Consider the following 25,733-nt stretch of genomic DNA (forward strand, 5'->3'; position numbering starts at 1 on the left):
ATTTTGTAGATGTATCACAGAATAAGATTTCAAATCGAGGTGGGACAAAACATGACAATGGGCAAGTGGGACTTCTGGATCGACCGCGGCGGCACCTTCACAGATATCGTTGCACGCACACCTCAAGGAGAAATACGCGCCCATAAAGTCCTCTCCGAAAACCCTGAGGCCTACAAAGACGCCGCCATTCAGGGCATTCGCGATCTCATGGGCGTTGCCAAAGACACCCGCATCCCATCCGACCAGATCCGGGCGGTAAAAATGGGCACCACAGTCGCGACCAACGCACTGCTGGAACGTAAGGGTGACCGCACCCTTCTGCTCATCACCAAAGGCTTCCGCGACGCTCTGGAAATCGGCTATCAAGCCCGCCCGGACATCTTCGCCAAAGAAATCATCAAACCAGAGCTCCTCTACGATCAGGTTCTGGAAGCAGATGAACGCGTCCGCGCTGATGGCACTGTTGAAGCAGCTCCAGACCTTGACCAGATCAAAGCCCAGCTCGAAGCAGCCTACGCTGATGGCACACGCTCCATCGCCATCGTCTTGATGCATGCCTACGCTTTCCCTGAGCACGAGAAGCAGCTGGCGGAGATCGCCAAGCAAGTCGGCTTCCCGCAGATTTCCGTCAGCCATGAAGTCTCCCCGCTCATGAAGCTGGTTGGCCGTGGTGACACGACTGTGGTTGACGCTTACCTCTCTCCAATCCTGCGCCGTTATGTGGATCAGGTTGCTAATGAACTCGACATCCAGAACACCGATTGCCGTCTCATGTTCATGCAGTCCTCCGGTGGATTGACCGACGCCTCCCTCTTCCAGGGCAAAGACGCTATTCTCTCCGGCCCGGCTGGCGGCGTTGTTGGCGCAGTTGAAACCTCCAAAATGGCAGGCTTCGAAAAGCTCATCGGCTTCGACATGGGCGGCACCTCCACGGATGTTTCCCACTTCGACGGCGAGTTTGAGCGTGCGTTTGAGACCGAGGTGGCTGGCGTTCGCATGCGCGCACCAATGATGATGATCCACACAGTGGCTGCAGGTGGTGGCTCCATCCTCCACTACAAAGACGGTCGCTTCCAGGTTGGCCCCGACTCCGCTGGCGCAAACCCAGGTCCAAAGTGTTACCGACGCGGTGGCCCGCTCACCGTCACCGACGCCAACGTCATGACAGCAAAACTCAACGCTGACTACTTCCCGAAAATCTTCGGCCCAAACCAGAACGAGCCTCTGGCAATCGAAGAAGTCGAAGACGCGTTCAACGCACTGGCCGCTGAAATCGGTGATGGCAGAACCGGCGAGGAAGTCGCAGAAGGCTTCCAGAAGATCGCTGTTGAGAACATGGCCAACGCCATCAAAAAGATCTCCGTTCAGCGCGGTTATGATGTCACCGAATATGCCCTCACCTGCTTCGGCGGCGCTGGCGGCCAGAGCGCCTGTATGGTGGCCGATAGCCTCGGCATGAAAACCGTGATCGTCCACCCGCTCTCCGGCATCCTCTCTGCCTACGGCATGGGCCTTGCGGATATCCGCGCCACCCGCCAACAAGCAGTCGTCAAAGAGCTGAACACCGACAACCTCTCCGCTCTGGAAGAACTGGCTCAGCGTCTTGCAACAGACGCCAAGAGCGAAGTCGAAAATCAGGGTGTTGCGGAAGACGAACTCACCGTCCTCCCACGCGCGCACCTGCGTTACGACGGCACCGACACACCAATCGCTGTGGATCTGAACACAGGTGATCTCGACGCTATGATCACGTCCTTCACTCAGAACCACATCAAACAGTTCGGCTTTGCCTACGAGAACAAGACCATTGTGGTCGAAGCTCTCGAAGTGGAAGCCATTGGCGGCGGCGCTGGCCTGCAGGAGCCAGACGTAGCGCTGGCAGCAAACGCCCCTGCCATTGCAGAGCAAACCCAGTTCTACGCGAACGGCAAATGGCAGGATGCCTCCATCCTCAAGCGTGATGCGTTCCAGCCGGGCATGAAGCTGCAAGGCCCTGCCCTCATCATGGAACCACACGCAACCATCGTCGTGGAACCGGGCTGGCATGCTGAGGTCAACGCCAAAAACCACATCATTCTAACCCGCACCATCCCGCTGGAGAAGAAAGTCGCTCTCGGCACCACCGCCGACCCGGTGATGTTGGAAGTATTCAACAACCTCTTCATGTCCATCGCAGAGCAGATGGGTGTGACCCTGCAGAACACCGCCTACTCCGTAAACATCAAAGAACGCCTCGACTTCTCCTGCGCAGTCTTTGACCGAAACGGTGCACTGGTTGCCAACGCCCCGCACATGCCGGTGCATCTGGGGTCCATGGACCGTTCTGTTGAGGCGATCATTTCTCTCAATAAAGGCAAGATCAGACCGGGCGATGTGTTCGCACTCAACGCCCCATACAATGGCGGCACCCATCTGCCAGACATCACCGTTGTCTCTCCGGTCTTCGACGATGCCAACAACGAAATCCTGTTCTGGGCAGCCTCCCGTGGTCACCATGCTGATGTCGGCGGTTCCGCTCCAGGCTCCATGACCCCGCTCGCCACAACAGTGGATGAAGAAGGTGTCCTGTTCGACAACTTCATGCTGGTGGATCAGGGCGAGTTCCGTGAAGAAGCGTTGGTCGAGCTGCTCACCAACCACAAATACCCGGTTCGTAACGTTCACCAGAACGTGGCTGACCTGAAAGCCCAGATCGCAGCAAACGAAAAGGGCGTTCAGGAACTGCGCAAGATGACAGACCATTTCGGTCTGGAAACCGTGCAAGCCTACATGGGCCACGTGCAGGACAACGCCGAAGAAAGCGTCCGCCGCGTGATCGAAGCACTGGCAGACAGTTCCTACGAGTACCCAACGGATCAGGGCTCAACCATTAAAGTCAAGATCACCGTTGATAAGGACAAGCGCGAAGCAACCGTGGACTTCACTGGCACCAGCGAGATGAAAGAAAACAACTTCAACGCACCGGAACCCGTCACCCGCGCCGCAGTTCTCTACTGCTTCCGCGTCATGGTCGAAGGTCACATCCCGATGAATGCAGGCTGCCTGCGCCCAATCAACATTGTGGTGCCAGAAGGCTCCATGCTGCGTCCGCATTATCCGGCAGCTGTTGTGGCAGGCAACGTGGAAACCTCACAGCACATCACCAACGCGCTGTTCGCAGCCCTTGGTGCCATGGCGAACTCGCAAGGGTCCATGAACAACCTGACCTTCGGCAACGACACCTATCAGTACTACGAGACCCTTTGCTCCGGCTCTCCGGCTGGTCCCGGTTTCAACGGCACTGATGGCGTTCACGTCCATATGACCAACTCCCGCCTCACTGATCCTGAGGTTCTGGAGTTCCGCTATCCTGTGCTGTTGGAAGACTTCCACATCCGCAAGGAAACAGGCGGCAAAGGCAAGTGGCATGCGGGTGACGGCACCAAACGCACCATCCGCTTCCTGGAGAAAATGGACTGCGCAATCCTCGCATCCCACAGAACCATAGCACCCAAAGGCATGCAAGGCGGCGAAGATGGCCAGAAAGGCCGCACCTACGTGCGCCGCAATTCCGGCCAGATGGAAGAGCTGAAAGGCTGCGACCAGACAATTCTGGAAGCAGGCGAAGCAATCACAGTCGTCCCCCCAACCAGCGGCGGCTGGGGCAAGGCAGACTAAGCTTCTTTAAGATCACAAATAATAAAAACGCCCGGCTCACCCAGTCGGGCGTTTTTTATTTTGCTGACGCCAGAACCTTCTAAAAGAAAAATATAAACTGATTAAATATTCTCAGTTTAACGCTCTAGTTTCTGGGTTATTATCTTTAAAACAACATATAGCATTCCACGAATCATGAAACATATTGATATTTTTGAGATCTATAAAGAGCTTTACTTTCATGAAATCCAAATGAGAGAAAGTATCAACTCACGCATACAGATTCCAGCAGCCATAATAGTTTCCAACATTGGCGTACTTTCTTACATGTTATCCAACGTCACTCCGACGAGCGCAGATTTCTACACTGCCTGGATTTTACTAATGATATTAAACGCTATACTCTTGTCGTTTAGCATTACTTATCTAATATTTGCATGGCATGGCTCTGAGTACCGGTTTCTTCCGAGTTCAGGAGCTACAAGAGAGTACGCCAAGACTTTAGAGAAACACTATGCAGACTATGAAGACGCTGAAAATCTGACAAGCAATGCTATCTATAACTACCTAATTGATAAGTACATTACTTGCACCGATACAAATTCAAAAAGTAATGACAATAGATCTTATAATATTCATTTTTCCAATCGCTTCTTGAGCCTATCACTATTCCTGACATTAATAACATTTGGATGCTTTCATTTAGGAAGTTTAAAAAAAGAGTTCCATGACAGTACTTACAAAATAGAGCTGACCAACCCAAGTTCAGCAGGGAACACAAAATGACCGGCAAGGACAAAGACAAAGCTCCACCACCTCCACCGCCGCCACCTGAACGCGTCATTCGAGAAGGTTGGACACCGGAACGGAAACCAGTAGAGAAAGACCTAGAAGATGACCGATGAAAAACCCAAAAACCCTCCACCTCCTCCACCACCTCCTCCTGAACGGTCAATCAAGGAAGAGCAGGAATCTCCCAAGCCAAGGTAGAAGTCTTGTTTGTTAGAACGATACGCCCTGTTAGACAGTTTTGTTAACTACGGTGATTGTACTGAATCGATAACAAGAAAAACTTCAAGAAGCTTCTTTAATGTCTGGCTTCATCAGCCAGACATTTTTATTCCTCAGCTCCCACCAACCGCACTCCATAAGCCTCAAACTTCTCATCTGAAGTCACAATCTCCAAACCTTCCGCCTGTGCTTGTGCGATCAGCATTCGGTCAAACGGATCTTTGTGGTGCTCTGGGAGATAGCCAGCCTGCTCACCATGGAAGAGTGAGATTGGCAAGCCCAAGAAACCTTCTTCTTCAATGATACTGGCCAGTCCTTTGGGAGCTGCGAGCTTTCCGAGGTTCTGCTTGATTGCAATCTCCCAAGAGCTGGCGGCACTTACAAAAACCTCATTATGAGGATCTGCAATTATAGCCTGCGCTTTGGCCCCTAACTGCGCGTCACCACCAAGCCACCATAAAAGAGCATGCGTATCGAGGAGAAGACGTCTCATTCCTCCCCCTCAAAGCCTGAGGTAACTTCTTTAATCTCTTCGTTGAAGTCAGGTGCCAATTTGATCTGCCCCTTGAAGCGCCCCGGTTTGCGCGGTTTCAACTGTGCCTTATGCGGCACGAGATCGAGGTAAGGTTTACCTGCCTTAGCAATGACAACGCGTTCTCCCTGCCAAACCTTTTCGCCAAGTTTGGATAGATTGGACTTCGCTTCATGCATATTGACCTTCATGGCACCTTACCTTAGCTAAACTTAGCTAATAATACCTCAGAGAGCAGAAATCTGCAAATCTAGTCGCCCTCAAACACCAACAGCACCGCATGGCATCCCATGCAGTGGTGAAGCTAGAGTTCCCGAAAGTCGGGATGAGCAAGGCGGCAGGCAGTGCCTGCGCTACTTATTGAAATAGTTTCTTCGGCATTGGCTACACGCCTTGCCCGGGCTTTCTTGGGATGAACAACGTCGCCTCTTTTGCCTATAAGGCACGATAGTCAGTTTCCTGAAAAGACAATGGCTTATCCAGTTAGGTTTCCCTAGCCAGACAGTTCCTCCATCTTTGATAGACACTTTCGCAAAAGCAGGTTTTACTGCCGGTGCTCTTGGATCTATCGCCGCGTGATACCCTATAGTCCTGGGCCCTTCCCCTCAAACCATGCGGTCACGTTTGAAGTTCGGTTCACCGGACCTCTGGAAGGTGCGTTACGTCTTCCAGAAGCCCCGCCCAGCCTACGACACACTGACGGTCGCTCCGCCAGCAGCCCGTTACGTAGGCATATGAAAAGCATAAGTACATTAGGCTGGAGGGGGATAAGTTTTTCTCTGAGTATTGTGTAGCGATCACACGATACCAACAGCAGCACGTAAGCCGGGCATCAGCTGAAAGGCCATATAAGCTACGTAGCAGCAGAGGAAGAACACGCCTTCCCTGCGGCTCACTCGCCAACCGGTAATGCAGGCAATGGCCATCAGCACAACCGTACCCACCATCACCCAGATATCCACCTGCGCGATCTCAGAGGGAACCGGGATTGGCACGACAAGAGCTGTTACGCCGCCAATGCCGAATATGTTGAAGATGTTACTGCCAACAATGTTGCCAAACGCAACCTCAGCATGGCCGCGCACCGCAGCGATGGCCGAAGTGACCAGCTCAGGCAAAGAAGTACCGATCGCAACCAGCGTCAAACCAATCACCGCATCGGAGACCCCAAAGTGATGAGCGATTTCAACGCTAGATGACACCAGCAAACTCGCCCCGATAACAATGCCAACCACACCCACGGCAAAAATCGCAAGTCCCCACCAAATGGAAAGGTTCGGATAGCTCGCCTGATCTGCTTCAGCCTCATAAATTTGGGCTGCTGCTTTTCCTGCTTTGCGTTCTGACCAGTAGCTGAAGAGTGTGTAGGACAGCAGCAGCGCAATCAGAATGAAACCAGCCGGTCGGGACAAATATCCCGTCAGGATCACACCCAGTAAAATCAAGCTTGAAAGCACAAGCACAGCGCCATCGCGTTGAAACGCTTCCCGGTTCACCGCAATCGGCAAGATCACAGAGGTAATGCCTAAGATCAACAGCACATTAGCGATGTTGCTGCCCACAATATTGCCAATGGCAACACCGGGGTAACCTGCAAGCGCACCTTGTAAACTCGCCACAAGCTCGGGCATGGATGTACCAAAACCAACGAGCGTCAGGCCGATAAACAGCTTGGAAACACCCAGACGCGTCGCAACAGCCACACTGCCGCGCACAAGGGCTTCCCCGCCGACAAGCAGCAGAACAAGCCCCCCAATCAATTGAAGGATCACCATGTCAGAAAACTTTCCTAAAGCGCGGTTCACGCTCGCGGTTGAGACTGATGTGCAATTAAGTACCCTTCAACCTGTTTACAAGAAGACTGGTCATCACATTACATTAAGCCAGAGCTCCTTTATGATGAGCCCAAGGCCCGAGGAAAACATCATCACCAGTACACAATAGCGGAACAAAGCCGGGCTGAAATGCCGACCAATATAATTGCCGCTCTTTGTACCAATATAGACAAACACCAGTCCGGTGATTGAGATTGCAAATGAACCCAGGTTCAGCAATCCCATATAAGTCAGCCCAAGGATCATCGTGGCGGTCACAACGGTGAAAAAGCTATTGATCGTCTGAATGAAGTGACTGCGAGGCAGATCCAGAGACACCAGAAACGGCGTGATCGGCATCAACTGTGAGCCCGTCATCCCTGTCAGTAATCCGGTTGAAAAGCCGGAGAGCGAACACCCCATCTTCTCCCAGTGCGTTCTCAGCTTCAGGTTCTTGGACAACAGCGCGTATCCCACAAACGCCATGATGACGAACCCCAGCAGGATCGTCAGCCAATGCGTGGAGGCCCAGCCCAAAAACCAGAGCCCAATGACAACACCCGGCACCGAATAAAGATAGATCCGCCAGAAGCGAGAAAACGACTCTCGAAAATACCCGGCCTCATAAACCAGTATAAGATCACTGATGAGCCCCGGAACCACAATAAGAGGGATGCCCTTCTTCAGGCCAACCGTGTAGGCAAGGATAGCAAGACAGATCGTTGTAAACCCAAGCCCGGCAAGGCCTTTCACAAAAGCTGCAAAGAAGAACGTAAACATGATGACGCCGATCTCAAAGGCCGTATAGCCGAGATACTCCGCCGCCATTGCCATGTCTGCATCCATGTCCATCATGAAGCAGAGCCTAGGCGCGAACTTGCAACAATCTCTATCATCTGCGGCGGCAAACTGAAGGGATCCATCAACCACCAGTTAGCCTAGAGCGGAGCCGCTAAAATCCTTTGACCAACAAACTCAGGCCAAGCCCGAACAACAGCAGCAAAATTGATGTTCTAAAGACCGAGGGCGACATCAGCTGACGCACCAACGAGCCAAGCTTGGTGCCCAGATACACAAACGCCAATCCCAATGCAGAAACACCCAGTGCACTCAGATCAAGCAGTCCAAGATAGTAAAGCCCTCCCGCCATCACAAAAGAGGACAGCGTGAAAGAGCAATTGATCGCCTGCACAAAGCGCTCGCTGTTCAGATTAAGCGACAACAGATAAGGCATCACAGGCATGATCTGCGAACCGGTAATGCCATTCACCACGCCCGTAAAAAAGCCACTGACAGGCCCAAGGAGCCGCTCCATCTCATAGGAAAGTTTCAGGTGCGGTGTGAAAAAAGCAAACAAGGCATAGCTGATAAGCACAAAACCCAGCACCACCACAGCTTCCTGAGCAGGTGCAATATCCAAAAACCAAAGGCCGAGCAGAATCCCCGGCACAGTTGCAAGCAACATCCAGCGAAAACGGACCACCATTTCCCTGAAAGATCCGGCATCGACCATCACCAGAATATTGCTGGTAATACTGGGCAGTAAGATGAGCGGAATTCCTCTTTTCAACCCCACCGCGTAAACCAGAAACGGCAGGCAAGTCGTTGAAAACCCGAGGCCTGTCGCGCCTTTGACGAATGCCGCGAAGAAAAAAGCGCCCGCAATTGCAGCAAGTTCCGTTGAGCTATACGCAATCTCCCACACAAAGAGATAACTAGAAAAATCTTTAAACATCTGGCACAACACACCTAACGTAATAGGAAACTTAATTCCCTATTGGAAAATCCATTAGATTTTTGTGAGAGCCCGTGAGCTATCACGTGGAGAAGAAATGCAACTCTGGTTTAGACTTATACTTTATTTCCTTAAGTTCCCTTTTCAGGAAAAACTAGCAGATATGTTCAGCAAGTCTGTTGTCTGCCTGCGTGTTCTCCCCTCTGATATTGACATGAACATCCATCTCACCAACAGCCGCTATCTGGCCATGATGGACTTTGGCCGTGTGGACCACATGAGCCGCACCAAACTTGGCAAGGCGATATTCCGCAACAAATGGACACCACTGGCCAACCACGCCACCGTCCGTTTTCGGCGCGAGCTCCCGTTTGGCGAGCCGTTCAAGCTCGAAAGCGAGATTGTGTATTGGACGGACGAAGCCTGTGTGATGGAACAACGCTTCATCTTCACCAAAGGCCCAAAGAAAGGCATCGTTGCCGCCACTGGTCTGGTGCGCGTCAGCATGTACGACCGCGCACAAAAGGCCTTTGTCCCAACTACAGCAGTGCTGGAAGAAACCGAAACGCTGGCTACGAAGCTCCCACTGCAGCCGCATATCGAAGCTTTTTTGAAAGAAGAAAAAGCAATTCAGGCCTATGAACGCAAATCTGCTGGTATTGCTCCAGTGGATTCATTAGAAATACCAGCTGCTGAAAACGATCAATCAAAGGCAGACAACAGAAAGCATGGCTGAGCAGACCTCCCTCCCGATCCTGTATTCATTTCGTCGGTGTCCCTACGCAATGCGCGCAAGACTGGGATTGGTCGCAAGCCAGACAACCGTTGCCCTTCGTGAAATCGTGCTGCGCAACAAGCCTGCCCACATGCTGGAGATCTCGCCCAAGGGAACCGTTCCCGTCCTGCAACTGACTGATGGAACCGTCATTGAGGAAAGCCTTGAGATCATGCTCTGGGCTTTGCAGCAAAACGACCCTCAGAGCTGGCTCTCACCAGAGACGGGCTCGCTGGAAAAAATGCTGCAGCTGATTGAAGAGATGGACGGCGACTTCAAACGCAATCTGGACAGATACAAGTACTCCACGCGCTACGAAGGTGCAGATCCAGACGAACACTACACCCTCGCCATTCAGGAGCTCTCCAAGCTCGCTGAACGCCTTGAAAGCTCAGCGTATTTGTTCGGAAATCGCCCGACTCTCGCAGATCAGGCACTCTTCCCGTTCGTACGCCAGTTCGCCAATGCAGATAAAGAACGCTTTGAGCGCGAAGCTCCTGCAAGCGTAAAAAAATGGCTGGGCGAACGCATCGACCAGCCGGATTTTAAAACTGTGTTTGGCACAAAATGGAAGCCATGGTCACCCGAGGATGACCTTGTACTCTTCCCGCAAGAGGCAGCTACACACGTCCTTTAAACAGCGCAACTTCGCCAACAACCTCGATCGTAACATCCCTGAAGTATGTCTCCAGAATGGACCGCAGATCATCGAGGTTATCTTGAGCATTCGAGAAGATGCCCTTGCTGTTGTAAAAGCCCATTAGTTTGCGCGCGGCCCAGTTTGGCTTCTGCCCTTCCCCTAAAATGGTCGAGCCAAACAAGATCCCACCATCATTCAACAGCGGTCTGAGGTTCTCAAACACCATATACTTCTGCTTCATGGACCCCGGCAGACAGTGCAGCAGATAACCCAGATTGATGCTGTCAAACTTGGCGTCGGTCCAGTCAATCGGCTCAAGCACATCAGCCTGGGTCGTGCTGACATTTGCCACTACAGAGCGGGCCTTGGCATAGTCCAGACAGGTTTGGTTGAGGTCCATCAGCACCAGACGCGTCTTATCCGGAAAACGCCCGTGCTCCAGAAAATAGCCACTGCCAACCCCCACATCGAGGTGATTGGCACTGACATTGCGGTTGAAGAAACTCAGTGCCTTTGAAGCGGAGCAACGCCACAGAAACGTGTTGGAGAACCGCAGAACCAGCAGGTCATAAATACGCAGAGTTTTGTCGGAGTACACCTCTGCCCCAGCCGCGCTATCCAAATTCTCTTTGTTCATTTCCGCACCAATCCTGTTTTGCTTCACGCATGCATAGTTGCCATACTAGAACAACAACATGAGCAAAACCCTACGTCATGGTTTTACACAGAACAACCAAGAGTTTGCATTAGCAGCTTTTCAAGCTCTGCAGCTGGCACTGTTTGATCCCAGAAATGGCGGTAAACAGCCTCTCCATCAAAGAAATCAGCTCCCTCACCATCAACACTCACCAGCCCCCATTTTGACGCGCCAACCTTGAAGGTTTGCGAGGCAAACGCACCAATATCATCAGCGTGTCGCTCATTCATGCGAATAACAAGATCATGCGCAGTTGCCGCAAGCTGCTCACGCTCTTCGTCAGAAGACAGGACATCCTCGGTATCCAGCAAGAACGCTTTGCCAAATCCGCCGTTCATATTCACCCGTTCAACATGCAGGCGATACCAGTCAAAATCAGCAAAATCGACATAGAGCTTGGCCTTTGGATGCCGCATCAAATAGCGGTTGCGCAGCTCAATGCACAGCGGATCCCCTTTGCTTAATCGCTCAAAGCGCCCGATGACAGTCAGTCGCGGATGAGCCAGTGGATCTCCCTTGCCCGGCTCACCAATCAGCAAAGACACCCGCTGATCCTGTTCAAGGCATTGAGAATGGTTGGAAAGGCTGGAGGCAAGCATAAACGGCACACCAACAACATCCGAGCTGACACCAACACGGCTGACAATTGGGTAGCCGGTCTCTGGCTCCAGAACAGCAAGAGAAGCAAATCTGACAGATCTGATCAGCTTCTTGGCAAGAGCGCGTGCTTCATCGGTGGTCTCACGAATTGGATCTATCTTCTTTTCCATACCAACCTCACTTTTCCCAATCTGACCCTGCTCAGATTCTTGGATCTTGTCTATCTCCACTTAAGCGTATTCCCGAAAAGTGGCCTCCATAATCTAGAGAGGACAACACGCTGCTTTAAGTAAGGTGAATAACATACTCAACTTAAAAATCAGCGAGAAATTGGTGTCTTAAACATTTTTTCAAGCATCTAATAAATTGATTTATATAACTTTTCAGACCTATTCATCTACATGAACAGAAGATGAATGGCGCTCTCAAAGAAGGTTCAGGCCATCTCTGGTTAATTAGTCTCAACAAACACGAAATACCGTTTACGGAGACGAAAATGGCTAAAGCATCAGCAGTAATTTCAGTAGCACTTGCAGGGGCAATGATGTTGCCAGTCGTTTCTGCAGCTCAGGCAGGCCCGCGAAACAATACGTACATTGAGAACAACACTTACGTTGAAAACAACTATTACCATAAGCGTAAGAAGAGGAAGCATAAGAAGCACGGCATCAATGCAGGTGAAGCAGCTGCAATCGGCGTTATCGGTCTGGCAGCAGGTCTCATCATCGGCAATGCAGTGACACCGCAACCTCAGTACGTTGCACCACCACGCCCAGCCTACCGTCCACCAGCACCAGCGTATCGCCCACCGGCATACCGTCCGCCAGTGGTGCACCACCAACCAGCACCGGTTTATCACGCTCAGGCTGTAGCCCCAGCCCCGTGGTCCCCGGCTTGGTTTGCATACTGCACCAACAAATACAGAAGCTTCAACCCGAACACCGGTACCTATCGCACCTACTCTGGCAAAAACCGTTTCTGCCAGTAAGCCCTGTCATCACAGAACACGCCCGCTTGAAAGAGATAAAGCCCCGTCTCGATCAGGTGGGCGTTCCCACATCTGGCTTCCGGCCAGCAAATCGCAAGCCGGTTGCTTTATTTGCAAACGCGATACTTGCAGCCTTTGCCATGGCAACCCTGATCAAAATGCAAGTGATCTTGGTGGTACCTGTCAGCCTCTGGTCCCAGCACAGTCGTGAAACGCTCACATGCTCCCTTATGCAAGCTGCTCAGGAAACGCACTTCAGCTGAAGAGCCATCCCAGCCCTCTTCGACGGTCACTTCCCGTCCATCAGACAAATAGAAACCAGCAATGTCGATGGCGTTACCCTTGCCGTGCTCTGAGAGCTTCGCACCGCGTTTGTTATTCCGGCCACGACAAGCATACCCCGCAGCGGTGCGAATGCGCGTGATTGAAACACCCAGCTCCCGCCGAGCAGCAGGCACCGCCACATCTTGCATCCAGCCATCCAGCTTTTGCGCCAGCTCGCACTCAATCTGCACTGGCATCGTCAAGCCAATTTCCTGACCACCGCCAACAACAGAGCGCAAAGAAACAGGCTGATCAATCCCACATCCGCCCGGCCCGTCAACAGCGCTTGAAATCTCAACACTCCAGCCACGGAGCACACACATCCTCGCAGTACTTGCTGGAGGAAAAACGCGCTGGTTCTCAAGAGGTACCGGAACAAGAGAAAGCGGCTTACCTACTGGAACAGGCGAAGGCTGAACACTCACCTTGCTCTGAGGAAGAGGCATCGGAGGCAATAAGGTTGAATTGCCAACATAAGGACGAGCTTTTGGCATCGGTGTGGCACCAACGTGTGCAGCGCCGATGCACATGCCGACAACCAAAACGGCAGACAAAAGTCTTCCGGCAGCGTTCCCACCTGTCTTGTAACCCACCTCGAAATCCTCGATTTGAACAGACGTTTGCCCGGTGCTGTTCCTGATTCAATGCTGAATATTTCCGTTTTCCCGCCTGAATTGTCATGAATGTTTTAAACTATCCACGCCCAATTCACCCCGGGAAAAGCAAGAGTATAGCCCGACGAGCATTCGCGAAGCTGCAGAAAACCTGCATATTGATTTGACAGAGGAAACGCAAGAATTCCCTCGGTCTTTCACAAAACAACCAGAAAGTATCCTCCGGCTTTACACATATTATTCGCTATAGAAATTTTCAGTGATCCTAGGTGCTTTTCTAGCAGTGCCATGAAAAATGGCATTTTTTTGCTTCCTAAGGCGGCTTCCGTCACATAAGCTTTAAACAGCTAGTGAGTAACGGGAGATAAATCCATGACTGTCACACGAAGCTTTAACGCCGTCGCAATTACACTTGCATTTGCATTTGTTGGTGCTGTCGTTATCGGCTTGCTATAGTCCCCCTCCCCCACACTGACCAAGTCCTTCACAAAATAAAAATCGAAGGCAAGACTTCACCAGATGCACAAAGAAACCCACCTTGTTACCAAGGTGGGCTCAAGATAATAAATTGCTTTTGCGTATCAGTTACGCTGCCACAGCTGTCAGGCCAGCCATTGTGCTCTGCGCTTGTGCAATGGCTGCATCACGGTCAACAGCAACACCTTCCGCTGCAACAACTTCCACATCGCTCACACCAATAAAACCAAGCACCTGCTTGAGGTAAGGCACAGCAAAGTCTGCTGGAGAGCCAACAGGCACGCCGCCAGCTGCTGCAACGATGTATGCCTTTTTGCCCGTCAGAAGGCCCTGTGGGCCGTATTCGGTGTAATTGAAGGTCACACCCACACGTGCAATCTGGTCAACCCATGCCTTCAAAACAGCTGGCACAGAGAAGTTGTAGATCGGCGCACCAATCACCAGCACATCCGCCTCTTTCAGCTCTGCGATGAGCGCATCAGACAGCGCAAGGCCTTCTTTCTGATCTTCACTGCGCTGCTCGTCAGGGGTGTAAGCAGCGCCGATCCACGCTTCATTGATGAAGGTAATCGGGGAGTTCAGATCACGCTCAATAACGGTGTCACCGTCATTGGAGATCTTAGAGGCAAGCTCATCGGAAAGCTGACGGGTTACGGATGTAGCCGTTGCCGCTGAGCTATGGATCTTCAAAATTGTCTTCTTCATCGGTCATCTCCTATGCCCCAAAACAGGAGCTATTGTCTTCTCCTGAACATACATAGTGGAACCGCATCGAATGATTAGATCACTAATTGGAAACAGTCCTTGCACACACCAGCGACAATCCGACAAAAAAAAGGGCTGCGAAAAATATCCGCAGCCCTTCTAAATCTCAATTTTTCAAAAGGTTACTCGGCAGCTTCACGAGCCATCGGGTTGTAGTTCAAAATCGGAGCCAGCCAGCGCTCTGCCTTTGCCAGTTCCCAACCCTTACGCTTTGCATAATCTTCCACCTGGTCCCGCTCAATCTTGCCAATACCGAAGTAGTGACTGTCAGGGTGGGAGAAGTAGAGACCAGACACAGCAGATCCCGGCCACATCGCGTAGCTCTCGGTCAGTGAGATGCCTGTCTGCGCTTCCGCATCAAGCAACTCCCAAAGAGTACCCTTCTCAGTATGATCAGGCTGCGCAGGGTAACCCGGTGCTGGACGGATACCATCGTAGTCCTCTGCAATCAGATCAGCATTAGACAGACCTTCATTCGGCGCATAGGCCCAAAGCTCAGTACGCACCAGTTCGTGCATCCGCTCTGCAAGTGCTTCTGCCAAACGGTCAGCAATCGCCTGACTGAGGATCTTATTGTAGTCATCACCAGCTTCGCCGTAGCGCTTGGCAATTTCATCCTCACCAATACCTGCAGTCACAGCAAACCCGCCAACATAGTCCGGGATACCGCTGTCAATCGGGGCAACAAAGTCCGCAAGAGCCACGTTCCCACGATCAGAGGAACTCCGGTCCATCTGCTGGCGAAGGGTATAAAGACGGTTCAGCTCAGTTGTACGGCTCTCATCGGTGTAAAGCACCAGGTCATCACCGTCTTGAGCACAAGGCCAGAAACCAACCACAGCATTTGCTTGCAGCAGTTTACCCTCTACGATCTCCTTCAGCATCTCCTGCGCATCATTATAAAGCGCCTGAGCTGCTGGACCATAGCGGTCATCTGTCAGCACTGCAGGATAGGCCCCTTTGATCTCCCAGGTTGAGAAGAAAGGTGTCCAGTCAATGTATCTCACCAACTCCTCTAACGAGACATTGGTGAATGTCTTGGTGCCAATGAACTTAGGCTTGGTTGGAGCATATCCGTCAAAGTTAGGCTTGAAGCGGTTTTCACGAGCCTTCTCGATGGTCGCCCGTACCTTCTTGTTCCGAGACCGTGCGTGCTTTTCAGCAACATCTGCATATTCAACACGCGTTGCATCATAAAGTGTCTCACGACCGCCTTCACTCACCAGCCGGGACGCAACACCCACCGCACGTCCAGCATCAGTGACATAAATCGCCTGACCCTTGGAGTAGTTAGGATGGATCTTCACCGCTGTATGAACACGAGAGGTCGTCGCACCACCAATCAGCAGCGGAATATCCAAACCCTCACGCTCCATCTCAGAAGCCACATGACACATCTCATCAAGCGAAGGTGTGATCAGGCCGGACAACCCAATGATATCGACATCATGCTTGCGCGCTTCATCAATGATCTTGGCCGTTGGTACCATCACCCCAAGGTCGATAACCTCAAAGTTGTTACACTGCAGAACAACGCCAACAATGTTCTTACCAATGTCGTGCACATCGCCTTTCACCGTCGCCATCAGGATCTTGCCGTTGGAGGAACTCTCGTCCAACCCACTACGGCGCTTTTCCTCTTCAAGGAAAGGCATCAGATAGGCAACAGCCGCCTTCATCACGCGGGCGGATTTCACCACCTGCGGAAGGAACATTTTACCGGCGCCAAACAGATCACCCACCACGTTCATGCCATCCATCAAAGGACCTTCAATCACATGCAGCGGACGATCAAAGTTCAGACGAGCTTCTTCCGTGTCCTCAACGATAAAGTCCGTGATACCATGAACCAGTGAGTGCTCAAGACGCTTGGCAACAGTACCTTCGCGCCATGTCAGATCAACTTCCCGCTTCTTGCCACCAACACCTTTGAACTTATCAGCAGCATCCAGCAGGCGGTCAGTGGAATCTGAGCGCCGGTTAAGCACCACATCTTCACACAGCTCGCGCAGTTCAGTAGGAAGGTCATCATAAACAGCCAGCTGACCAGCATTCACAATACCCATGTCCATGCCAACTTGAATGGCGTGATACAGGAACACAGAGTGCATCGCTTCACGAACCGGCTCATTCCCGCGGAAGGAGAACGACAAGTTGGAAACTCCGCCGGAAATATGAGCGTATGGCAGGTTCTCAGAGATCCACTTGGTCGCTTCAATAAAGTCCACGCCGTAGTTGTCGTGCTCTTCAATACCAGTCGCTACCGCAAAGATATTCGGATCAAAAATGATATCCTGAGGTGGGAAACCAACCTTGTCCACCAGCACATCATAGGAGCGTTTACAGATATCAGTCTTGCGCTGAAGCGTGTCCGCCTGCCCCGTCTCATCAAACGCCATCACAACAACAGCAGCACCATAACGGCGGATCAGTTTGGCCTGCGCAATGAAGTTCTCTTCCCCTTCTTTCAGGGAAATCGAGTTCACCACAGCCTTACCCTGCACACACTTCAGGCCAGCTTCAATGACAGTCCACTTGGAGCTGTCGATCATCACTGGAACCTTTGCAATGTCCGGTTCAGCCGCAATCAGATTGAGGAAGGTAACCATGGCTTCTTCACTATCAAGAAGCCCCTCATCCATGTTGATGTCGATGATCTGCGCACCATTCTCAACCTGAGAACGGGCCACATCCAGCGCAGCATTGTAGTCATCGTTCTTGATCAGTTTGCGGAACCGCGCAGACCCCGTCACGTTGGTACGCTCACCCACGTTGACGAAGTTCACTTCCTTGGTGAAGGTGAACGGCTCCAGACCGGACAGACGCATCAGGCGCGGCACTTCTGGCAAGGCGCGCGGCTTCAAGCCTTCCATCGCATCAGCAAGGGCCTTGATGTGATCCGGCGTAGTCCCACAACACCCGCCAACCACGTTGACCAACCCAGACTCGGCAAACTCCTTCATGAGGCCAGCCATGTACTCTGGGCTCTCATCGTATTCACCAAACTCATTCGGCAAACCCGCATTCGGATAGGCACAAACAAGAGTATCCGCAACACGGGAAATCTCATCCACATGCGCACGCATTTCCTTAGCACCCAGCGCACAGTTCAGGCCAACCGTAAACGGCTCAGCATGACTGACAGAGTTCCAGAATGCTTCTGGTGTCTGACCCGACAATGTACGGCCAGACAAATCGGTAATCGTGCCGGAAATCATAACCGGCAGCTTGATGCCTTTTTCCTCAAACACCTGATCAATCGCGAACAAGGCCGCTTTTGCGTTCAAGGTGTCAAAGATGGTCTCAACAAGAATGAGATCGCAGCCACCATCAACGAGACCACGGGTCGCTTCAGCGTAAGAGTCCTTCAGATCATCAAAGGAAACTGCACGGAAACCTGGATTGTTCACGTCTGGAGAGATCGAGGCCGTCCGGTTTGTTGGACCAAGCCCACCAGCCACAAACCGGCGGCGGGACGGATCAATTGCCTTCATCTGCTCAACAGCTTCACAGCAAAGGCGGGCACCTTCCTTGTTCAGCTCATAAACAATGCTCTCCATCGCATAGTCAGCCTGCGCGATAGAAGTCGATGAGAACGTGTTGGTCTCAATGATATCTGCGCCCGCTTTCAGATACTGCAGGTGGATATCACGAATGGCATCTGGCTGGGTCAGGATCAGAAGATCGTTGTTCCCTTTCAGATCCTGGTTCCAGCTCTTGAAGCGCTCACCTCGGAACTGCGCTTCATTGAACTGAAGATTCTGGATCATAGTTCCCATAGCGCCATCTAAAACAAGGATACGTTCCTTGGCGGCTGCTTCTAGGGCTGCAAAAATGTCCGAACCGGTCTTTTTCACCTGCAAACTCATGGGATCCGATCTTTTCTAGTCTTTATTTTTTGCGGGTTACGATTGGGGACCGTAATCCGACAAATATCTTTTTATGTACGTGGATTGGGTTTAGGCAGCGACAGATGCTTTCACATCCTGTTTTGCCCGAAGACCAAGCATGTGGCAGATCGCGTAAACGAGGTCTGCTTTGTTCATTGTGTAGAAGTGGAAGTCCTCAACACCATCATCTGCCAGGCTCATCACCTGCTCGGCAGCAACAGCTGCAGCAACCAGTTCACGGGTACGAGGGTCATCATCAAGACCGTCAAACCGGTGCGCCAACCAACCTGGAACAGAAGCTCCAGTTTTCTTCGCAAAACCGGAAATGCCCTTGAAGCTGGTCACAGGAACGATACCCGGGATGATTGGAATATTGATGCCAGCAGCCCGAACCCGATCCACATAACGGAAGTAGTGGTCGTTATCGAAGAAAAACTGCGTGATCGCACGGGTCGCCCCAGCGTCCACCTTCGCCTTCAGAACATCCAGTTCACTTTCCCAGCTAGGAGATTCTGGGTGTTTCTCAGGATAGGCTGAAACAGAAACTTCAAAATCACCAATGGAACGAATGGAAGCCACCAGATCAGCGGTAGACTGGTAACCACCTTCATGTGGATGGTAGGTTTCACCGAGCCCGGTAGCCGGGTCACCACGCAGTGCCACAATATGGCGAACACCGGCATCCCAATAAGAGCGAATGACTTCATTCACTTCTTCCTTGGTGGCATCCACACAGGTCAAATGGGCAGCTGGCTTCAAAGCTGTCTCATTCACAATACGCGAAACCGTAGAGTGAGTACGCTCACGGGTAGATCCGCCAGCACCATAGGTGACAGAAACAAAGCTTGGGCCCAAAGGCTCAAGCCGTTTGATTGACGACCAAAGCTGTTGCTCCATCTTCTCGCTCTTTGGAGGAAAAAACTCGAAAGAAACGGAGATGTCAGAGGCTCCATTGAGCCTAAAACGGCGATCGATACTATGTTCGCTCATAACTAAGCAAGCTCCTTGGTCTGATCCGCTACAGGCAGGTCGGTCACAACCCGACGATCCTGAGCGAGCCAAAGGGTAACGGTTAATTTGTCTTTCTCCCCCGCGCCCGGGGTAAGATCATTCGTTGAAACAAGCTCCAGATCAGCCTCGGAAAGCCAATTGCCTACTTGTCCCTGAGAAAAGCCAAGACGACGATGCGCATGCTTTTCCCGCAAGAACTCCAGTTCGTGAGGAGCAAAATCTACAAGCAACAGACGACCACCTGGCCGCAAAGCACGGGCAGCTTCCAAAATTGCCCGCCCAGGCTCTTCCAGATAATGAAGCACCTGATGAACCACAGTCAGATCGGCTGTGTCTGGCGCAACCGGCAGCGCATAGATATCGCCCTGACGCACCTGCGCTTTCTGCAGGCCTGCACGGTCCAGATTAGCCCGCGCAACAGAAAGCATGTTCTGGCTTGCATCAATCCCAATGCCACGCTCGTACTGTTCACTGAACAACTCCAGCAAACGGCCAGTTCCAGTCCCAAGATCCAGGAGGGTATCGAAGGACTTGGATCCGACGAGTGCACGCATCGCAGCTTCAACGGCAACTTCCGGCACATGAAGACTACGCTCCTTGTCCCAGTTGTTGGCACGTGCAGCAAAGAAAGCCGCCGCTTCCTCAGCCTTTGCACGGCGCAACGAAACCAATCGCTCATGATCGGCGGCAAGCACCGGATCGTCCTGCTCGCTCTGCGCAACAATACGTCGCGCCAGCTCAGCCGGCCCACCTTCACCAAGACGATAATAAACCCAGGCCCCTTCCGGATAACGCTTGATCACTCCTGCCTCACAAAGAAGCTTGAGATGTCGCGAAATCCGAGGCTGGCTCTGCCCAAGAATGACTGTAAGATCTTTCACGGTCAGCTCACCAAGCACAAGCAAAGCAAGCAGACGAATACGTGTCGTCTCTCCACAGGCACGCAAGCAGCCCACCAGGTCCTCTACAGGGAGTTTCCCTTCCGGTTCATTGTTCACTGTCTTTATCAAGCCTACTACCGCCGCCAACTGATCGAATAATCTGATATAAAGATATCTTTATACGTATAAGAACTCGATGACAAGGAGGAACATTCCCTTCTCGCACCAAAAGAGGAATAGTTTTTCTGAGTTTTCCTTGAAAATAGGCTGATCAAAATTCAACTCTGACATTCCCGGAGGGAACACAGAGTAAAAAAGCTAGGAATTACAGCATTTAAGCCTTTGCAGAGCGGTTCGTGTCATCGTCTTCAATCAACGGCAAAACAGCACCACCCACTGCCTTTTTCTGTGAGTCAGAGAAAGACCGCCCACCAGCACCCCCTTCATCGATCTTAACTTTCACCTCACGGTGGGCAAAAGTGATGCCCTCGCGGTTGAAAATCTCCCGAATGCCAGCAAATACAGCCTTGCGCAGAACATACTGATCCCCAGGCCGCGTCGTAAATTTGACCCGCACAATCATCGCGGAATCCTCCAGCGCCGTAATGCCTTGAGATTGAAGAGGCTCCAGAAACTTCGGACCGAGCTCAGGATCATCGAGCAGTTTATCTCCCAACTGTGAGATCAACTCCCGCATCCGGTCGACATCCGTGTCGTATGTGACTCGAAACGCTAACTTCATCATGGTCCAGTCGCGTGATGAGTTCTTCACAAACGATAAATTGCCAAACGGAACTGTATTCAAGAGGCCATCTGACTGTCGCAGCTGCATGGATCTTATAGAGATCCGTTCAACCGTCCCTTCTACATTGTTGGTGACATAAATATACTCACCTGTTCGAAAGGCGTCATCCAACAGAAAGAACGCGCCTGAGAAGATATCTTTGATGAGTGTTTGCGCACCAAAGCCAACAGCAAGACCAACAACGCCAGCACCGGCAAACAAGGGACCAATGTTCACGCCGATCTCAGAAAGAGCAACCATGCCGGAGAGCACCACAATGGAGATCAGCAGAAAGTTCCGCAGGATCGGCAACAAAGTCGCCAGTCGTCCCATCTTGGCCTGCCCACTCTTATCACTCTCCGAAATTTCAATCTGCCGCTGAATAGTAATGTGAACGGCCTGGTAGGCCATGTAGCCAAAGAACACGATCAACGCGACTTCCACCAGATTACCAAACAACCCATCCTGCTTGAAAAGATTGATCCCCCACGCCTCAATGATCACCGCAAGACCAAACATCAGCGTCACAAGCCGAGCGCCATGATCAAGCAGTTGGCGATAGGGCTGTCGTCCAGCTTCTTTCTCAGCAGCATGTGCCCGAGCTTCCGCTTTCACTTCCTCTTGATTGTAGGTGTGCCCGGCCTTTTCCTCGACCAGCACAATCTCTTCAACAAAAGCATCCTGCAGCCTGTCGATATTGATCGGAGGCAACAACCATTTATCGATGACAAGAAGCAAAATACCGTAGAGCAAGACACTGGCCAAGATCGCCATAATCGGCGCGAGTAACAGAAGACTGTCATAGCTCAGCCCTAAGAGCAGGCGGTGAGCAAACACCAGCCACGCCACCAGAAAATACGCTAAAGCGCCCAAATGCCAGTTTTGGCTAAACAACCGCCGCCAAACCCGCCGTCTCTGAGTGCTGGCATGCTCCCTGGTAAACCAACCTCCAATAGGCCTGCGAAAAATATAGCAAATCAACGCAGCAGAAACCGCCAGAAACAACCCGCTTTGAAGGTCAAGGATCCGCTGAGCATTTGCATTGAGAGACAAATGGTTCATCCACCTGCCAAATGCCAACAGGAAGAAAGCAATCCCGCCGCACAGAATAACTGAATTCAGAAACGACCGGGCAACCTGGTCATCCAGCGGAACAACTCGATGAGGTTCATTCCCAACAGCCAGAAAGTTCCGCGCGAAAACCATCAGAAGCCGAAAGAAGAAGTAGAAACTCGCAAAGATCAGCGCAGCATGCCGCACACTCTCTGTATTACCGGAAATAACAAGAATGAGCCCGAACGTTACAATCACATGTAGAAAGATAGCAGCGATCTGCACCAGTGATCTTGAGAACAGAAATCCGATCTTCTCGGCTCTGCTCTCCGGCATTCCGCGGTAAAATCGCAAAAGCCTCTTTGCAAAGAGCTTATCTGCGAACAGCTCAACCGCAAAACCAAGCGTCACTGCAAACAGCGTCAGCGCAAATATCTGCCAGACCCACGAAACACTCGTATCGGGCCGCGCCCGTTCCAGTGCATTATGGACGTGCTTGGGAAAATTCCCAAGATCCTTCAAAACAGCATTCAGAGACTGGCTGGAACGGTCAATGTTTTCCAGAGAGAACAGCTCCAGTCCGTTAGATAGCCCAAAAACAAGCGGTGCCCCCTCCATAGGAATTGGCTCGCTTTGCGTCACCATTTCCTGAGCATCAACCATGGGAGCTGCAACGATTGGGGTCTGTGGGTCAGGTGTTTGTGCAGCAACAAAACTGATGTGCAGCAAAAGCCCCATACCAACCAAAACAGCAAGCGTCAGAAAGGAGATAAGGAAATTGAGAAAGCGGTCCGCCTTAGAACTGTCAGAAGAAACTTTTTTGCTTTTTCTTATTTGCATCAATCCTGCTTTGGCTACAAAACCCAATCAGCAGGAGTAAACACGAACAGCACCTAAAGTTACTTTGGCAGAAACATTCGACTTTTGGACTAAATTGAAAAAAGAAAAGGGCCGCACATGCGACCCTCACAAAACCACTGAAATTTTTGAATGGGTCAGGCCATCCATTGCTCTTTCCAGGTGATAAACTGCTTATAGGCTTCTTGTTGGTCAAGCGCCTGATAACTCTTCAACGCAGCCTGCCGTTGGGAGTTGGAAAGACGGTAACGCCATGGCCCAATCTTCAGGAGAGCCTGAACAGTCATCATCCCAAAACCTGAGGCGCGGCACACCACAAGGAAAGGCTCAGTGTCATTCCGCACGGTCCAATGCTGCGCTTCTGCGTGACCAATACCAGCCAGCATCGCAAACGCAGCAACCGCTTCAGCAAACCGATCTTCTTCTGCATATGCACGCAAAGCATTTTCAGTCAGCTTGCCTTCACGGACCAGCTCCATAACGCGACCACGGCCAGTCTCAAAATCATACCGGCCCAGCCAGAACTCGTTAGAAAGTTTGCCAGCTGCAATCCGAGCAGCTTTCGGCAGTTTCCCAGCAGCCTCAGTTGCGCCTTCTTTGATCAAAAGCTTGCGGACCTGCTCACTAGCAAAATTGATGAGCGCTTCAATATGAGCATCTGCCAAATCCGCGCGCTGACCAAGGGCCAGCTGAAGGACTTCGTCCCCTTTCGCATCAGTCATCAGCGAGTTCACACTGCGCTGACCAAGCACTGCACCATCATTTGCAGCAACAGTCTGCTTCACCTCGGTGCTTCCAAGGTTGACCAGCACATCACTGATATTCTCAGAAATGACATCCCGCTTCGCAATTGCCAGACGATGATCATCACTCTTGCTGCGTGCAATACTGACAAGATCACTCTCACGCAGCACGTTTGAGTTCCGTAGAAGCGGCTCTGCAATTTCGATTTCATCAAAGGCAAGCTTGCGAACAGTCTGCTCTGGCGCACGACGCACTTCAGAAAGCTGTTCCGCCATGTAACTTAGCGCATGCCGCTCAACCATTTCTGAGAGCCGAAGCATTACACCGTCATAAATATCAATCTGATCGTCAGAACACCGTTCCCACGTCCGCGCAAACAAAAGCGCAACATGACGCGCAAGCTCTGAACGCCGCTCAATATTATTTTCAAGCGCGAGAGAATTGAAGTCAACGATATGAGAAGCCAAGTCAGATGACATTTAAAACACCGATGGGATACGCAAACTGATAAAAACCTATGGAACAGGATTAAACAAAACCTAACTCAATCTATTCTATTTTTAGTTAATTTAGAAAAAACAACATGCGATTTGCATGCTTCAGAAAGCGAAAAAACCAATAAGTTTTCTCCCGTTAGAACAGGTTTCAGAAATTTAATTAAAAAGATAAGTGACAACAACGAGTTACAAAAATATCACTGAGACTTAACAAGCTTCATCTATGTTGCGAGCAGACCAACATCCGTTAACGACTTGTTTGCGACGCGCGCTCTTTTTATCAAAGCGTCCCCAAATTTTGAGTAACAGCATCAACAATTAAGGCCTGTTACTCATCGAATTCCTTACCAAAAGGTCAACTTCTTAAAATCGGTCGTCTTGAGTCGTTCCATTCTGACGCCTTGGAGCGCAGCGCCTCCACCTGACCTCAAGCCAATAATCCAGTAAAAATTAGATCAGAACATGTGAATTCAATTTCTTATATTCATAAGATATCCTGATCCTTATGCTTACGTTCAAACAACTCCGCTATTTCATCGCCGTTCATCAGCATCGCCACTTTGGTAATGCAGCAGAAGAAGTCTGTGTCTCCCAGCCAGCACTTTCTATGCAAATCCGTGATCTCGAGAAAGAACTAGGCCTCTGCCTTGTCGAGAGGAACGCACGCTCGATCCGGATCACACCGGAAGGCGAAGAAATTGCCAGAAGAGCCAACCAGATCCTGCGCGAAATGCAGGACCTCAAGGATTATGCAAAACACGCAGCATCCCCACTAAGTGGCATAATACGCCTCGGCGTCATCCCTTCACTTGCCCCATACATTCTGCCTAAACTGCTGCCCGCTCTGATAAAACAGTACCCGGATCTTCAGCTCAATCTCCGTGAAACTCTAACAGCATCTTTGGTGAGTGAGCTCAAGCATGGCACACTGGATGTGATCCTTGCAGCCCTTCCCATCGAAGAACCAGACTTGGAAGAAGTACCAATCTTTGAAGATCATTTCCTTTTAGCTGTATCCAGTTCACGCAACATAGACGAGCGTAAGAGAATGGGAGCAGACGACTTGCACGGCGAGAACCTGCTGCTGCTTGAAGAAGGACACTGCCTCAGAGATCAAACACTGAGCTTTTGTGGATCAATTGGTCAAAATCAATCAGCTAATGTAGGCGCAACAAGTATAGCAACTGTCCTGCACATGGTCGCCGCAGGATATGGCGTAACCGTCCTGCCCGAAATTTGCGCAGATACAGAAATCGCAGACGATCGCATAACACTTTTGCGGTTTGCAGAGCCTCAACCTTCCCGTAGGATAGGTTTAATCTGGCGAAAAACTTCACCTAAAAGCGAGGATTACATGGCACTCGCAAGGTGTTTGCGCAACGTCACCAACTAATGAAGCTAGTTAAT

At 51.2% G+C, this 25,733-nt stretch carries 21 protein-coding genes; 7 read left to right on the forward strand and 14 right to left on the reverse strand.

Annotated features, from left to right (window positions below; all coding sequences use genetic code 11):
* The first annotated feature begins 57 nt into the window (after positions 1-57).
* The 3 genes from BM231_RS07150 to BM231_RS27455 all read left to right on the forward strand — a co-directional run bounded on the left by BM231_RS07150 (position 58) and on the right by BM231_RS27455 (position 4,541).
* Positions 58-3,657: a hydantoinase B/oxoprolinase family protein gene (locus BM231_RS07150; RefSeq protein ID WP_093518506.1), complete on the forward strand. Its 3,600-nt coding sequence runs from the start codon at positions 58-60 to the stop codon at positions 3,655-3,657.
* A 174-nt stretch (positions 3,658-3,831) separates the two neighbouring features.
* Complete coding sequence (locus BM231_RS07155; RefSeq protein ID WP_093518055.1) at positions 3,832-4,422, forward strand: hypothetical protein; 591 nt, start codon at positions 3,832-3,834, stop codon at positions 4,420-4,422.
* Positions 4,419-4,541: a hypothetical protein gene (locus BM231_RS27455; protein ID WP_280142328.1), complete on the forward strand. Its 123-nt coding sequence runs from the start codon at positions 4,419-4,421 to the stop codon at positions 4,539-4,541. The genes BM231_RS07155 and BM231_RS27455 overlap by 4 nt, the downstream gene beginning before the upstream one ends.
* A 212-nt stretch (positions 4,542-4,753) precedes the next feature.
* Here the strand turns inward: BM231_RS27455 and BM231_RS07160 are convergent, their stop codons facing one another.
* The 5 genes from BM231_RS07160 to BM231_RS07180 all read right to left on the reverse strand — a co-directional run bounded on the left by BM231_RS07160 (position 4,754) and on the right by BM231_RS07180 (position 8,728).
* Positions 4,754-5,140 carry a type II toxin-antitoxin system VapC family toxin gene (locus BM231_RS07160; RefSeq protein ID WP_093518057.1) on the reverse strand — a complete coding sequence of 129 codons (387 nt, stop codon included), beginning with the start codon at positions 5,138-5,140 and terminating at the stop codon, positions 4,754-4,756.
* The gene (locus BM231_RS07165) at positions 5,137-5,370 is read right to left on the reverse strand and encodes a type II toxin-antitoxin system Phd/YefM family antitoxin (protein WP_093518059.1); all 234 of its coding nucleotides are present in this window, start codon (positions 5,368-5,370) and stop codon (positions 5,137-5,139) included. The genes BM231_RS07160 and BM231_RS07165 overlap by 4 nt, the downstream gene beginning before the upstream one ends.
* A 606-nt stretch (positions 5,371-5,976) precedes the next feature.
* Positions 5,977-6,954, reverse strand: coding sequence for a calcium/sodium antiporter (locus BM231_RS07170; protein ID WP_093518061.1), 978 nt, complete (start codon positions 6,952-6,954; stop codon positions 5,977-5,979).
* A 93-nt stretch (positions 6,955-7,047) separates the two neighbouring features.
* Positions 7,048-7,848: a sulfite exporter TauE/SafE family protein gene (locus BM231_RS07175; RefSeq protein WP_093518063.1), complete on the reverse strand. Its 801-nt coding sequence runs from the start codon at positions 7,846-7,848 to the stop codon at positions 7,048-7,050.
* A gap of 97 nt (positions 7,849-7,945) precedes the next feature.
* Positions 7,946-8,728, reverse strand: a complete 783-nt coding sequence (locus BM231_RS07180) for a sulfite exporter TauE/SafE family protein (protein ID WP_093518065.1) — start codon at positions 8,726-8,728, stop codon at positions 7,946-7,948.
* Between the two features lie 163 nt (positions 8,729-8,891).
* Between BM231_RS07180 and BM231_RS07185 the strand changes: the two genes are divergently transcribed.
* Entirely contained in the window at positions 8,892-9,464 is a 573-nt protein-coding gene (locus tag BM231_RS07185) for a thioesterase family protein (protein WP_208860166.1), read from the forward strand.
* A complete protein-coding gene (locus tag BM231_RS07190; RefSeq protein WP_093518086.1) occupies positions 9,457-10,140 on the forward strand; it encodes a glutathione S-transferase in 684 nt (227 codons plus the stop codon). The genes BM231_RS07185 and BM231_RS07190 overlap by 8 nt, the downstream gene beginning before the upstream one ends.
* Here the strand turns inward: BM231_RS07190 and BM231_RS07195 are convergent.
* On the reverse strand, positions 10,124-10,780 hold the full coding sequence (locus tag BM231_RS07195; protein ID WP_093518087.1) for a class I SAM-dependent methyltransferase: 657 nt from the start codon (positions 10,778-10,780) through the stop codon (positions 10,124-10,126). The genes BM231_RS07190 and BM231_RS07195 overlap by 17 nt on opposite strands.
* 83 nt (positions 10,781-10,863) lie before the next feature.
* Entirely contained in the window at positions 10,864-11,610 is a 747-nt protein-coding gene (locus BM231_RS07200; RefSeq protein ID WP_093518508.1) for a HugZ family pyridoxamine 5'-phosphate oxidase, read from the reverse strand.
* 326 nt (positions 11,611-11,936) lie between these two features.
* On the opposite strand from BM231_RS07200, the gene BM231_RS07205 reads away from it, so the two are divergent.
* On the forward strand, positions 11,937-12,428 hold the full coding sequence (locus tag BM231_RS07205) for a BA14K family protein (RefSeq protein WP_084403835.1): 492 nt from the start codon (positions 11,937-11,939) through the stop codon (positions 12,426-12,428).
* 107 nt (positions 12,429-12,535) lie between these two features.
* On the opposite strand, the gene BM231_RS07210 is transcribed toward BM231_RS07205, so the two are convergent.
* From BM231_RS07210 to BM231_RS07240, 7 genes are all read right to left on the reverse strand, one after another.
* The gene (locus tag BM231_RS07210; RefSeq protein WP_093518088.1) at positions 12,536-13,345 is read right to left on the reverse strand and encodes an extensin-like domain-containing protein; all 810 of its coding nucleotides are present in this window, start codon (positions 13,343-13,345) and stop codon (positions 12,536-12,538) included.
* A gap of 606 nt (positions 13,346-13,951) precedes the next feature.
* On the reverse strand, positions 13,952-14,548 hold the full coding sequence (locus BM231_RS07215; protein ID WP_093518089.1) for an FMN-dependent NADH-azoreductase: 597 nt from the start codon (positions 14,546-14,548) through the stop codon (positions 13,952-13,954).
* Between the two features lie 182 nt (positions 14,549-14,730).
* On the reverse strand, positions 14,731-18,477 hold the full coding sequence (gene metH / locus BM231_RS07220) for a methionine synthase (RefSeq protein ID WP_093518090.1): 3,747 nt from the start codon (positions 18,475-18,477) through the stop codon (positions 14,731-14,733).
* 90 nt (positions 18,478-18,567) lie between these two features.
* Complete coding sequence (gene metF, locus BM231_RS07225) at positions 18,568-19,488, reverse strand: methylenetetrahydrofolate reductase [NAD(P)H] (RefSeq protein ID WP_063298221.1); 921 nt, start codon at positions 19,486-19,488, stop codon at positions 18,568-18,570.
* A gap of 2 nt (positions 19,489-19,490) precedes the next feature.
* Entirely contained in the window at positions 19,491-20,507 is a 1,017-nt protein-coding gene (locus BM231_RS07230; RefSeq protein ID WP_208860167.1) for an ArsR/SmtB family transcription factor, read from the reverse strand.
* Positions 20,508-20,724: 217 nt separating this feature from the next.
* Positions 20,725-23,067 carry a mechanosensitive ion channel family protein gene (locus tag BM231_RS07235; RefSeq protein WP_093518091.1) on the reverse strand — a complete coding sequence of 781 codons (2,343 nt, stop codon included), beginning with the start codon at positions 23,065-23,067 and terminating at the stop codon, positions 20,725-20,727.
* 155 nt (positions 23,068-23,222) lie between these two features.
* The gene (locus BM231_RS07240) at positions 23,223-24,308 is read right to left on the reverse strand and encodes a DUF2336 domain-containing protein (RefSeq protein WP_093518093.1); all 1,086 of its coding nucleotides are present in this window, start codon (positions 24,306-24,308) and stop codon (positions 23,223-23,225) included.
* A gap of 523 nt (positions 24,309-24,831) precedes the next feature.
* Between BM231_RS07240 and BM231_RS07245 the strand changes: the two genes are divergently transcribed.
* Positions 24,832-25,719, forward strand: a complete 888-nt coding sequence (locus BM231_RS07245) for a hydrogen peroxide-inducible genes activator (RefSeq protein WP_093518095.1) — start codon at positions 24,832-24,834, stop codon at positions 25,717-25,719.
* The last annotated feature ends 14 nt before the right edge of the window (positions 25,720-25,733 follow it).

This window comes from Pseudovibrio ascidiaceicola, assembly GCF_900114245.1.
Taxonomy (GTDB): domain Bacteria; phylum Pseudomonadota; class Alphaproteobacteria; order Rhizobiales; family Stappiaceae; genus Pseudovibrio; species Pseudovibrio ascidiaceicola.